The organism is Flavobacterium sp. W21_SRS_FM3 (assembly GCF_052113625.1).
Taxonomy (GTDB): Bacteria; Bacteroidota; Bacteroidia; order Flavobacteriales; family Flavobacteriaceae; genus Flavobacterium.
In genome coordinates, this window is record NZ_JBGQOD010000003.1 from 162,979 (window position 1) to 176,074 (window position 13,096).

General features: G+C 34.2%; 11 protein-coding genes. 7 read left to right on the plus strand and 4 right to left on the minus strand.

The window, feature by feature from the left end:
• Positions 1-64: 64 nt before the first annotated feature.
• The gene (locus ACEN2K_RS06970; RefSeq protein ID WP_441758607.1) at positions 65-2,125 is read right to left on the minus strand and encodes a S9 family peptidase; all 2,061 of its coding nucleotides are present in this window, start codon (positions 2,123-2,125) and stop codon (positions 65-67) included.
• Between the two features lie 143 nt (positions 2,126-2,268).
• Here ACEN2K_RS06970 and ACEN2K_RS06975 point away from each other — a divergent pair, with 143 nt between their 5' ends.
• A complete protein-coding gene (locus tag ACEN2K_RS06975) occupies positions 2,269-2,589 on the plus strand; it encodes a YbaB/EbfC family nucleoid-associated protein (protein WP_441758608.1) in 321 nt (106 codons plus the stop codon).
• Positions 2,590-2,653: 64 nt separating this feature from the next.
• Here the strand turns inward: ACEN2K_RS06975 and ACEN2K_RS06980 are convergent, their stop codons facing one another.
• Positions 2,654-3,673 (minus strand): threonine aldolase family protein, encoded by a 1,020-nt coding sequence (locus ACEN2K_RS06980; RefSeq protein ID WP_441758609.1) that lies wholly within the window; start codon positions 3,671-3,673, stop codon positions 2,654-2,656.
• Between the two features lie 89 nt (positions 3,674-3,762).
• On the opposite strand from ACEN2K_RS06980, the gene prfB reads away from it, so the two are divergent.
• Positions 3,763-4,861 (plus strand): peptide chain release factor 2 gene (prfB, locus tag ACEN2K_RS06985; RefSeq protein ID WP_441758610.1). Its coding sequence is split into 2 segments (ribosomal slippage): positions 3,763-3,825 and positions 3,827-4,861, totalling 1,098 coding nucleotides; the frame shifts between segments, so codons are not numbered across the junction.
• 83 nt (positions 4,862-4,944) lie between these two features.
• On the opposite strand, the gene ACEN2K_RS06990 is transcribed toward prfB, so the two are convergent.
• Complete coding sequence (locus tag ACEN2K_RS06990) at positions 4,945-5,658, minus strand: L,D-transpeptidase family protein (RefSeq protein ID WP_441758611.1); 714 nt, start codon at positions 5,656-5,658, stop codon at positions 4,945-4,947.
• A gap of 230 nt (positions 5,659-5,888) precedes the next feature.
• On the opposite strand from ACEN2K_RS06990, the gene ACEN2K_RS06995 reads away from it, so the two are divergent.
• On the plus strand, positions 5,889-6,587 hold the full coding sequence (locus ACEN2K_RS06995) for a hypothetical protein (protein WP_441758612.1): 699 nt from the start codon (positions 5,889-5,891) through the stop codon (positions 6,585-6,587).
• A gap of 56 nt (positions 6,588-6,643) precedes the next feature.
• Here ACEN2K_RS06995 and ACEN2K_RS07000 read toward each other — a convergent pair whose 3' ends face one another.
• Positions 6,644-7,555, minus strand: coding sequence for a phospholipase A (locus ACEN2K_RS07000; RefSeq protein ID WP_441758613.1), 912 nt, complete (start codon positions 7,553-7,555; stop codon positions 6,644-6,646).
• Between the two features lie 181 nt (positions 7,556-7,736).
• Between ACEN2K_RS07000 and lpxD the strand changes: the two genes are divergently transcribed.
• The 4 genes from lpxD (at position 7,737) to ACEN2K_RS07020 (ending at position 13,059) form a co-directional block, all read left to right on the plus strand.
• Positions 7,737-8,735, plus strand: coding sequence for a UDP-3-O-(3-hydroxymyristoyl)glucosamine N-acyltransferase (gene lpxD, locus ACEN2K_RS07005; RefSeq protein WP_441758614.1), 999 nt, complete (start codon positions 7,737-7,739; stop codon positions 8,733-8,735).
• A 178-nt stretch (positions 8,736-8,913) separates the two neighbouring features.
• The gene (locus tag ACEN2K_RS07010) at positions 8,914-10,542 is read left to right on the plus strand and encodes an acyl-CoA carboxylase subunit beta (RefSeq protein ID WP_441758802.1); all 1,629 of its coding nucleotides are present in this window, start codon (positions 8,914-8,916) and stop codon (positions 10,540-10,542) included.
• Positions 10,543-10,630: 88 nt separating this feature from the next.
• Positions 10,631-12,190 (plus strand): S41 family peptidase, encoded by a 1,560-nt coding sequence (locus tag ACEN2K_RS07015; RefSeq protein WP_441758615.1) that lies wholly within the window; start codon positions 10,631-10,633, stop codon positions 12,188-12,190.
• 236 nt (positions 12,191-12,426) lie between these two features.
• Positions 12,427-13,059: a hypothetical protein gene (locus ACEN2K_RS07020; RefSeq protein ID WP_441758616.1), complete on the plus strand. Its 633-nt coding sequence runs from the start codon at positions 12,427-12,429 to the stop codon at positions 13,057-13,059.
• Positions 13,060-13,096 lie beyond the last annotated feature (37 nt).

Genomic DNA, 13,096 nt, shown 5'->3' on the forward strand with positions numbered 1-13,096 from the left:
ATAGTTAATCAAGGCAAATTTTATTCAACCCCGAAACGTTGCAAATTTAACAAAAAATTTTGAATTAGTTTTTAATTTTCTCTAAATCTAATAAAAAGCTGAATTCTTTGGCCAGTTCTTTCAGTGCTTCAAACCTACCTGAAGCCCCACCATGACCTGCATCCATATTGGTATCAAGATACAAAACAGTATCGTCTTTTTTTAGTGTTCGCATCTTTGCCACCCACTTTGCTGGTTCCCAATACTGCACTTGAGAGTCATGTAGACCAGTAGATACATAGATATTTGGGAATTTCTGTTCTTTTAAGTTATCATAAGGCGAGTAAGACTTCATGTACTTATAGTATTTTTTAACATTTGGATTTCCCCATTCATCATATTCACCAGTAGTTAGTGGTATCGAATCATCCAGCATAGTGGTAACAACGTCTACAAAAGGAACTTGCGCAATAACTCCGTTGTATAATTGAGGTGCCATATTAATTATTGCTCCCATCAATAAACCTCCAGCCGAACCACCTTCTGCATACAGATGTTCTGGAGAAGTATATTTATGTTCGATTACATACTTAGAGCAATCTATAAAGTCAGTAAACGTATTTTTCTTTTTAGCTAATTTTCCACCTTCATACCATGGTCTTCCTAAATCTTCTCCTCCTCTAATATGGGCAATTGCATAAACAAATCCTCTATCTAACAAAGAAAGTCGAGTTGATGAAAAATAAGCATCCATAGAATGTCCATAAGAACCATAAGCATACAATAGCAACGGATTTTTCCCATCTTTTTTCAAGCCTTTCCTGTATATCATAGAAATCGGAATTTTAGTTCCGTCTTTGGCTGTAGCCCAAACTCTTTCTTCGTGGTAATTGTTTTTATCAAATTTTCCACCAAGTACTTCTTGTTCTTTCTTGACTTCTTTAACTTTAGTTTTCATGTTGAAATCAATCACTGACGAAGGAGTTGCCAAAGACTGGTAGCCATAACGAAGAATATCAGTATCAAAATCTACATTAGCTGTGGTATACGCGGTATAAGTTTCACTTTCAAAAGGCAAGAAATATTCGGCATCGCCATTCCATGGCATAATTCGGATTCGGTTCAAGCCATTACTTCGTTCAGAAACCACTAAAAAGTCTTTAAAGATGTCTATATCTTCTAGTAATACGTCTTCGCGGTGCATAATAACCTCTACCCAATTTTTTCTATTGGTAGCCTTTTCCGGCGTCTTCATTAGTTTAAAGTTGGTTGCCTTGTCCTTATTTGTTACAATGTAAAAACTTCCTCCATAATAAGAGATACTGTATTCAAGACCGCGCACTCTTTTTTGGAAAACTTTAAATTTCCCGTCAGGGTTATCAGCTAATAAAGTTCTGAACTCTGTAGTTAACGTACTAGAAGCACTTATTAAAATATATTTTTTTGATTTCTCTTTCCCTACTGCTACATCAAACGTATCATCTTCTTCAAAATAAACCAATTCATCTAAAGCAGTTTCTGTACCCAACTTATGTTTCAATACTTTATCTGATCGTAAGGTTTTTGCATCTTGATTAGTATAAAACATTGTTTTATTATCATTTGCCCAAGTTGAGTTCCCAGTAGTATTCTCTATCTTATCTTTTAATACTTCTCCCGTAGTAAGATTCTTAACATGCAAAGTATAAATACGTCTTCCTACTGTATCAATAGCATATGCAGCCATTTCATTGTCAATACTAATGCTTAGACCACTTAACTGAAAGTATTTATGTCCTTGAGCCAAAACATTACAATCAAACATTATTTCTTCTTTTGCCGAAAGGCTTCCTTTTTTTCTAGAATAAATAGGATAATCTTTTCCTTTTTCAAAACGGGTGATGTAGTAATACCCATTGTACAAATAAGGAACTGACTCGTCGTCTTCCTTAATTCGAGCTTTCATCTCTTCAAATAGATCTTTTTGAAAATCTTTAGTATGAGCCGTCATTGCCTCATAATATTCATTTTCTTTAGTAAGGTAATCAATGACTTCAGGATTTTCCCTATCCTTTATCCAGAAATAATTATCGGTTCGTATGTCTCCAAATTTTTCTAAAAGGGTTGGTATTTTCTTTGCAACGGGTGGTTGTATCTTTTCTATCATCTGTAGTAATTTCCTAATTTAAATATTGTTGCAAAAATAAGACAAAGCCAGCGGATAATGTCAGCATCTTTCATCTAATTTGCATTGCTTATTACTGTAAAAATAGTAATTTCGTATTTCAATAACTTTAAAAAAGAGCAAAAATGGATTTAATGGGAATGATGGGAAAACTAAAGGAAACCCAAAATAAAATTGAAGAAACAAAAAAGCGTTTGGATTCTGTTCTTGTTGATGAACAAAGTACTGACGGTTTATTAAAAGTAACAATTACAGCGAATAGAAAAATAAAATCATTAACCATTGCTGATGAATTGTTAGAAGACAAAGAACAACTAGAAGATTACATGATTCTAGTAATGAATAAAGCCATCGAAAAAGCAACTAAGGTAAACGAGGCTGAACTAGATGCTGTTGCCAAAATGGACATGCCAATGATTCCAGGTATGGACAATTTATTTAAATAGTCTAATAAAATAAGTGGTGAATTAGGAGTCTTAGCATCTAGACACATAATTCACCACTCTTTCTTTATAATTTTGACAAAGTTTCCAATACATAAGTATGCATCACTTCTCTGTAATCAAGATGTGTTACCATTCTCAACTTCCCCTGACCCATCGAACTGATTGATATGTTTTTTTGTTTCAATTTTTCAACCAAATCTTTCTCACTGTAATTACTCTTCAAAGTAAAAATTAAAATATTAGTTTCTACAGGTTCTACTTTGGCTACCCATTCTCTAGTACTTAATATTTCTCCAAGCTCTTTGGCTCTTCTATGATCTTCAGCTAGACGACTAATGTTATGATCTAAGGCATATAATCCGGCTGCCGCCAAATAACCAACTTGGCGCATACCGCCACCTAATATCTTACGAATTCTCAATGCTCTGTGAATCGTTGCCTTGTCTCCTAATAAAACAGAACCTATTGGTGCACCTAATCCTTTTGATAAACAGACAGAAATAGTATCAAATAGTTTTCCAAAAGATTTAGGATCTTGCTTTTTGGCAATTAGTGCATTCCAAATTCGGGCACCATCAAGGTGGAATTTTAAATTATTAGCATCACATACAGCCTTTATTTTTTGCAAATCTTCGATTTCATAACAAGCGCCTCCTCCTTTGTTCGTTGTATTTTCCACACAAACTAAGCTCGTTAACGGACTGTGGTAAAATTCAGGATCGTTGATGGCAGCTGCTACTTGCTCTGCTGTTATCATACCGCGATCACCATCTAATAAAGCAAAAGAAACACCGCTGTTAAACGAAGCCCCTCCCCCTTCATACAGATAAACATGAGCATATTTATCAGCAATAATTTGCTCGCCCGGTTGTGTGTGTAGTTTTAAAGCTGCTTGATTAGCCATGGTCCCCGATGGAAAAAATAATCCCGCCTCCATACCAAAAATTTGCGCGATCGTATCTTCTAATTCAATAACAGTTGGATCTTGTTTGTACACATCATCACCTACTTCGGCATTAAACATGTACTGTAACATTTCATATGTGGGCTTAGTAATCGTATCGCTAACTAAATTTATTTCCATATAACCATTTTATATTTATTTAAAAAGACAAGTCACGACTTGCCTCTTCTTAAATTTTCTTATTTTTGTCCAACAAAATTACACAATTTATGACAACTACCGAACAAATAAAAGGTATTGTAGAGCGCCTTGGTGCGTTGAGGAGGTATCTTTGACGTTGATGCCAAACTTATTGAAATTTCTAACGAAGAAGAAAAGACTTTTGCCCCTGATTTCTGGAATAACGCTAAAGAAGCCGAAGCTATTGTAAAGAACCTTCGAAATAAGAAAAAATGGATCGAAGATTACGATAAAGCAGTCGAAATGACTGATGAATTGCAACTTGCTTATGAATTTTATCGCGAAGGCGAACTAACAGCTGAAGAGCTTGACGAGCAATACCATCTTATTGAACAACATCTGGATGCCATTGAGTTCAAAAACATGCTTTCTGACGAAGGGGATACACTAAGCGCTGTGGTACAAATTACCGCTGGTGCTGGTGGAACTGAAAGTTGTGACTGGGCCGAAATGCTCATGCGTATGTACATGATGTGGGGAGAAAAATACGGTTATAAAATAAAAGAACTGAACTTTCAAAAAGGAGATGCTGCTGGAATTAAAACGGTAACACTTGAGTTTGAAGGAGAATATTCTTTTGGGTATCTTAAAGGTGAAAATGGTGTGCATCGATTAGTGCGCATTTCTCCTTTTGACAGCAATGCAAAGAGACATACTTCCTTTGTATCTGTATATGTATATCCTTTGGTTGATGACAGTATCGAAATTGATATTAATCCTGCAGATATCGAAATAACGACATCGCGCTCTAGCGGTGCGGGAGGACAAAATGTGAATAAGGTAGAAACTAAAGTACAGCTTTTTCATAAGCCAACAGGAATTCAGATACAATGTTCTGAGACTAGATCACAGCAAGACAATAGACAGCGTGCTATGCAAATGTTGCGTTCTCAGTTATACGAGATTGAATTAAAAAAGCAACTGGCACAACGCGCCGATATCGAAGCGGGAAAAATGAAAATTGAATGGGGTTCACAAATAAGAAATTATGTGATGCAACCTTATAAATTAGTAAAAGACGTACGTACAGGTTATGAAACCAGTAATGTTGACGGTGTAATGAATGGTGAAATAGACGGATTTTTGAAAGCTTATTTAATGATGATGGGCCAGCGAGAAGAAGAGTAACCAGAAACTGTAATACATATTAAATTTAAAATCCTCTTACATTCATTTAGTGAAAAGTAAGAGGATTTTTATTTTGCAAACAATCACAAGCCATCTATTAATTCCTGCAAATTGCCCATAATAATAACTGGGTTTTGTTTAGGGTCCAGCCAACTAATTACTGTTTTCATGTTTTCCTCATCAATCGCAACACAACCCGCAGTATAAGAAGGTTTTTTTGTAGCCAAATGAAAAAAGATGGCACTTCCTTTTCCTTTTATGACAGGATCTGTATTGTATTCAATCACCATGCAGTATTTATAAGCATCATTCTTTAATAGTAAATTCTCGTAGGATTTAGCATCCGTAGATCCATTTACATAGGTGTTGTATTGATCTGAATTGGGATCATCAATCCACTTATCTTCGGCAGTAGTTTGCTGATTTTCTAAAAGTGTCTTGGTTTGTTTCTCATATGAAAACAGTTTTCCTAATCGAAATATACCTGTTGGTGACTTTCCGTCGCCCTCTCTTTTTTCTGAAGATCTTGCAAAACCTTTTTTACCAATTCCAGCCGAAACTGGTCCTTGCTTTAAACGCCAAAGACCGTCTTTTTTCTCTAAGGCGACAAATTGCGCCGAATAACTTTCTATTTGATTATTATAAACAACTAACAGCTGCTTACTATTTTCTAACTTATTGCTATTGCTTGCTGCAATCAATAAAGCGTTTTCTATCATAGGCTTAGTTATTTGTCCTTGTAGCATACCATATAACAACATACCCGAAAAGAACAAGAATCGATTTAAAAACTTCATAAGCTACTGGGATTTATTTTGATTATTTAACAGCACATTAGTATGCTCTACTACTTTACAAAAATACTACTTTTATCAGTTAAAGCTTTAGGCTTTATTTATATTGCTGGCAACATCTTACAATCCTAATTTAGCAATAGTAGCGTTACACTACCTTAATTTTATTTAAAAACAACTGTTTTCTGTAGGATTTTTTTGTTTATTTTTGGTCTACTTAATTATTACATTTTATGAAAAAATCGCTAGTACTAATTGTTCTATTTTTATCATTAACATTCTACGGACAAAAGAAAGTATATTTTACAGAGGATTTTAAAGAGTTAGCTTCCCCAGATGGAGCCATGTTTTACAGTACTTACAAAGACAGCTTAAAAGGTGTACAGAGAGATACATACTATATGAATGGAGTAAAAAGAAATAGCATCTATTTTACAAATTATAAAAAACGATTAATTGACGGTGTTTCTTATGAATGGAACAGTGACGGTACTTTAATTAAAAAAGAAACTTGGGAAAAGGGTAAACAACAGGGTGTATCGCAAACGTATTATGCTAACGGTCAACTAAAGCGCACAGAAACTTACGATAATAATAAGTTTGTAGATGGTCATTGTTATAATGATGAGGGACAAGAAATTGAATTTTATCCATATTATATAAAACCTGATTTTCCTGGAGGAATAAAGGAGTTTTATAAATATGTGGCAAAAAACTTCAAATCTCCGAATGCTTCAAAAGGCAAAATAATAGTAGGTTTCGTAGTTGAATTAGATGGCTCTTTAAAAGATTTTAACATAATACAAGGATTTAATCGCGATATGAATATTGAAGCGTTGCGAGTTTTAGTTCACAGTCCATCATGGATTCCTGGGAAAATTGATGGTAAAGACGCTCGAGTTAAATTTACTATTCCAATAACTATAAAATAATTCGTACCAAAGAATCTACCAAAGAACTTTATTTACTGAAATAAAGTTCTTTTATTTTACAACCATTCGATCAGTGAAACACCAACTCCAATAGTAGTTTGCTTATTATTATAGTCTACTAATGTTTCTCCATATCCTTGAGAGATCAAAAGGTGACCTTTTAAATTACCTTGTATAGGATAAGACCAGGAGAAAGTAGCACTCCCTTTAGAATTTGAATTAAAGTTTAAATTATGATTGCCTTTAAATGAAAATACATTACCGTTTTTAGCATAAATAATATTTAGATCACCTCTGCCTATATACTCAGCAATATCTGGATTATCATCTTTGGAAGCTCTTAAACGGAACCAAGGCCTAATATAAACACTCCAGTTGTCTTTTTCAAATCCTGCATGAAAAATTACTCTATTCCAACTTCTCGAGAGGGGCAAACTTTTCCCATTAGATTCATGATTAAAAGCTACACCAGCCATTTTCATTTTGAAACCAAATAATTTAAAATTCATCGGAAAATTGAGAATGACTTCAGGTTCATAGTTAATTTCTCTAAAAGGTCTGGAAAGACTATTATTATAAATTTGCCAATGTGATACTTGTGTATAAGCTACCCATAAATCACCTTGTCCCCAGAATATATCTTGCATTACTTTAGTTTTAAAACTAAGCTGAAAACGAGCTTCGATATTATTATAATCTACACCATCCTCAGCAACATAGTCAGGATTTAAGTTTCCTGATTGTGGTTGCTCATTCGGTTTATTAGACCACCGCACTGGCAAAACATATATTGGTTTATAAGGAGTTACTAAAAATGTTCCTCTAACAGAGCTACTGTCTAATTCCCATCTTTCTGACATGGTTCTCAGCTGAGTCTTATTATTAAACAAAGCTTGTACTTGAGCACTAGCATGATTGCAAAAAAAGAAAAGTAGTAAATAGGCGGCTTTTATGGAGATGGATTTCATACTGTTCAATAAAATTATTTTGCAAAAGTAAACCATCAAATAATATCAAAGTTATATTATTAAGCTCTTAAGTTGTAGCTCTATCATTTTTAAAGCTGTTAAAGAACCCGCAAATATTAGGAATTATAACACTAAATTGTTTTATTTGAAAACTATTAACAGCTAATCCCAAATATATTTAATGAAATCCTATTCAATACAAGAAATAAATGATATTTTAAAAGGAGTAATTGTGGGCAACACCTCCCAAAATATAACAGCACCAGAACAACTTGAAGTAGCTTCAAATACTGAAATCACATTTATTGGTAACAAAAAATATGAAAAACTTTGGGCTGATTCTAATGCCGCCGTTGCAGTTGTAAATGAAGATATTTCTATAGAACCTGGAGCTAATAGAGCTTTCATTAAAGTTAAAAATGCCGACTTAGCTATGTCTCAAGTCTTATCCCTTTTTGCCCCACCTACACCTTTATTTAATAGCACAATCCACCCTACAGCGGTGATAGATGTGACGGCATCTATTGGTAATGGATCAAGAATTGGTGCTGGATGTTATATAGGACCAAATGTAAAAATTACTGAAAATGTAACGGTATATCCTAATGTTACTATTTTAGACGAATGTACTATTGGTGACAATACAGTAATTTGGTCAGGCACCGTAATAAGAGAGCGTTGTCATATTGGTTCAGACTGTATTATTCATCCTAATGCTACTATCGGAGCCGATGGTTTTGGTTTTCGACCTTGTGCCGAAAGAGGTTTGGTCAAAATTCCGCAAATTGGAAATGTTATTATAGGAAATAGTGTCGAAATTGGAGCTAATAGTTGCGTCGATAGAGGTAAATTTAGTTCTACTATTTTAGGTGATGGTTGTAAAATTGATAATCTAGTTCAAATAGGACACAATAGTAAACTAGGACGTTTTTGTATCATGGCTGGAAACAGCGGACTTGCAGGTTCTGTAACTTTAGGTGATGGTGTTATCATCGGTGGAAGCGCTTCTATAAAAGACCACACAACCATAGGTAGCGGAGCAATCGTAGGCGCAGGCTCAGGTGTTACAGGAGATATTGCTGCTGGAAAAACCATGCTTGGTTATCCTGCTGTAGAAGCTCGTGACGCATTAAAACAATGGGCAATCTTAAAAAGATTAGTCAATGAATCCAAAAAATAAACACTGCATTTAGCCGACTATTTTTAGTAAATAAATACCCTAAATGGGAATTATAATATCAAAAAAGAAAACAGATTTTAAATTTGTTTTCTTTTTTGCATTTATAGCAATAGAAATCATTTATTTCAATGATTTTTGTATTTTAGCTGATAAAATTCCTTCAAAAAATTACAATCTCATGGATTTAAACTTCAATAAAAACGAAGATCATAATAAACTTTTATTATCCCAATTAAAACAGCAATACACTAAAGTAAAATTAGGTGGTGGAGAGAAAAGAATTCAGAAACTTCATACTGAAGGAAAGATGACTGCAAGGGAGCGTATCGATTATTTACTGGACAACAAGGCAAAATCAATAGAGATAGGTGCCTTTGTTGGTGAAGGTATGTATAAGGAACATGGAGGCTGCCCCTCTGGAGGAGTTGTTGTCAAAATAGGGTATATAAAAGGCAAGCAATGCATTGTTGTTGCTAATGATGCTACTGTTAAAGCAGGTGCTTGGTTTCCTATTACCGCAAAGAAAAATCTAAGAGCACAAGAAATTGCAATGGAAAATAGGCTGCCCATTATCTACCTTGTGGATAGCGCAGGTGTTTATTTGCCTATGCAAGATGAAATTTTCCCTGACAAAGAGCATTTTGGACGTATATTTAGAAATAACGCTCAAATGAGTAGTATGGGAATTACGCAAATATCGGCAATTATGGGAAGCTGTGTTGCTGGTGGTGCTTATTTACCTATAATGAGTGACGAAGCTATCATTGTAGACAAAACAGGAAGTATTTTCTTAGCGGGTAGTTACTTAGTAAAAGCGGCTATTGGTGAAACCATCGACAATGAAAGTTTAGGTGGTGCCACGACGCATTGTGAAATTTCTGGTGTGACAGATTATAAGGCTAAGGACGACAAAGATGCATTAGATAAAATTAAAAATATTGTCGATAAAATTGGTGATTACGATAAAGCAGGATTTAGCCGTATAAAAGCACTAAAACCAGCATTAGACGAAAAAGAAATTTACGGGATTTTACCTAAAGCAAGAAACGAACAATACGACATGATGGACATCATCAATCGTTTAGTAGACAACTCGGAGTTTGAAGCTTATAAAGAGGGCTATGGTCAAACTATTATTACAGGCTATGCCAGAATTGATGGCTGGGCAGTAGGTATTGTTGCCAATCAAAGAAAAGTGGTTAAAACTAAAAAAGGCGAAATGCAATTTGGTGGTGTTATCTACTCTGATAGTGCCGATAAAGCGACTCGCTTTATCGCTAATTGCAATCAGAAAAAAATTCCTTTAGTATTTGTTCAAGATGTAACAGGTTTTATGGTGGGTTCAAAATCTGAACAAGGCGGAATCATTAAAGATGGTGCTAAAATGGTCAACGCAGTTAGTAATTCAGTAGTGCCCAAGTTTACTGTTATAGTTGGTAATTCTTATGGTGCTGGAAATTATGCCATGTGCGGAAAAGCTTATGATCCGAGGCTAATTTTTGCTTGGCCTAGTGCAGAACTTGCCGTAATGGGCGGAACACAAGCGGCGAAGGTTTTAGCACAAATTGAAGCTTCTTCACTTAAAAAGAGTGGTGAAGTAATCGATGAAGCTAAAGAAGCAGCACTATTTGCAAAAATAAAAGCGCGTTATGACGAACAGGTTTCTCCATACTATGCTGCCTCTCGATTGTGGACAGACAATATTATTGACCCTTTAGAAACCCGAACTTGGATTTCGATGGGAATTGAAGCAGCAAACCACGCTCCTATTGAAAAACCATTTAACTTAGGAGTTATTCAAGTATAATTTGTTTTTAATCTCAGTTTTATTGCTAGTGCACTATCCCTTAGTAACAGCAATAAAACTGAGATTGAATAAAGTCACATCAAAATAGATGAAAAAATGCTTTCTTTTTAGTTTAATACTTGTACTATTTATTCAGTGTACTGCTGTAAAAAAACATAATAAACGTTTGTCTACTATAGTCCCGGCTTCGGCGTTACAATCTGATGTTGATTTTACATACAATAAATTAAAAAAATTACACCCTAATCTTTACTTGTACATAAGTAAAGAAAAACTCGACTATAAGTTTGACAGTTTAAAAACCAGCATTACAGCACCCATGCTTCCACTTGATTTTTATAAAAAATTAAGTCCTGTTGTAGCTGCTGTGAGGCAAGGTCATTCCTTTGTTTATCCTCCGTCAAAATTACTAACTAAAAAAGAAAGTAAAGCATTAGAGAAAAAAGGTACAGGACCATTTTCACAATTTGATTTTGAATTTCTTGATAACAAAATATATGTCGTCAAAAATAAATCGTATGATCAAACTATAAAAGTAGGAAGCGAACTCATCAGTGTAAACGACGTTAAACCACTAGATTTAATTCAACAATTCGGGAATTATTATTCATCAGATGGATTTAATACCACATTTAAAAAGCAAAGTTATACCCAACGTTTTACTCGATTTTTTACTATTGAAAACGGAATAAAAGATAGTCTAAACTATGTTTTTAAGCATAGCGACAGCATTCATAATGTAATTATAAAAAGGTTTAAAAAAGACAGCATCAAGCAAAAATACTCAAAATCAACAACTAAAGCTGTCACTATTGATCACCAAGAAAGAAAAGAATTAAGGCGAAAAAAGAGGATAAATGGTTATGACAAAGAAGACAATAATTATACACGTAATTTAAGTTTTTTAGAAAAAGACAGCAGTACAGCCCTAATTAAAATAAGAGGTTTTAAAAACGGTCCCTATAAACGTTTTTACAAAGAAAGCTTTCAAAAAATAAAAGATAAAAATATTAAAAACGTAATTCTCGACTTAAGAGACAATGGTGGAGGCCGCTTGAGTGAAGTCAACCATTTGTATTCCTACTTAGCTGATTCTACCTTTATTTTTTTAGATAAATCAGAAGTTGTTTCAAAATCAAGTTTATTTAATGGCGCTTATTTTAACGGCGGTTCACTTCCGTTGAAAATCCTCAAAGCGGTATATGCACCCGCTGTCTATGCATATTTATGCTTGACTGTTCGTAAGGACAAAAACTTAATTAACTATTTCGCTACAAGAACAAAACCCCAAGAAGTTAAGAAAAATGCGTTTAACGGTAAGCTTTATGTCATTATTAATGGAGGAAGTTTTTCGGCATCAAGTATCATTTCATCAAATTTAAAAGGTTCGCACCGAGCCACATTTGTAGGAGAAGAAACGGGAGGAGCTTTTAATGGAACAGTAGCAGGATTTATGCCCAACATCAAATTACCCCAATCTAATTTAAAGATTAGGATAGGACTAATGCACATTGTAACTCATTATAAGACTGACACTAAAGGTCACGGGATTTATCCTGATCAAGAAATCACACCGACAGTCCAAGATATTATTACCAATAACGACCCGGAACTTAAGTGGATATTAAACGATATTAAAGAGCAGTAATGCTAATCTTTCTTTAGTGTTGCACAATAACCAAAGGGTTATTCTACCATTACAACTTATTTGAAATCACTATTTTAAACACTTTTTTACCAATAAAATTCTTGACTAAAACTGATTTCAACGCATTATTTCTTATCTTTATATAACACCCCACCTTACCTACTTTCTCTCATTTATTAATTAAATAGTAGTAACGTTACACGTTAGCACTTTTAAGATTTAAAAAATAAATCAAGATGAAATATTCAACTTTGATCTATATAGGTATAATGATGTTTTTGGGGCAAGAGGCTTTTGGGCAAGAATTTAAATATTCTAAAAATCCATCAAAAGAATATCAAATAATTCATTTAGAGTCTGGAGTAAATCTTTCAATACCTGTCCACATTATGATGTTTAGAACCCATAGGCTTGCTGTAGGATTTAATGTTAGAGCCTGGAAGAAAATCACTCCCGTGTACGACTTAGGATTAAAACTTGATTACGACTATCGCTTTATAAAAAAAGGCAGTCAAAAACTAATCACCCCTGAGAGCACCTTAAAAGAGCGAGCTTCACATAATAATTTTAGTCTATTTTGTATCAAACCTAATATTCAATTCAATTTAAGTCCTGACTGGTATTTTGGAGCAGAGTCTGGCGTTGGTTATGCGTTGTCTGATCTAAATGGTGGTATCGGCCTAGGTTTTGTTTCGGAATTTGCCGGACCTCAAAAATTTGGGCTTTGCTCAGGGATTTATGTGGGGAAATCTTTTAACTATAAGGAGTACAACAATAAGATGAGTATCTCATTAGATTTTACTCAGTTTTTAGCTCATGGCCATGCTGAAAATAGTTTGGGCTTGAAATACAAATATTCGTTCTTCTAAAAAACAATCATTTTAACCCATAAAAAAATCCAGTAAA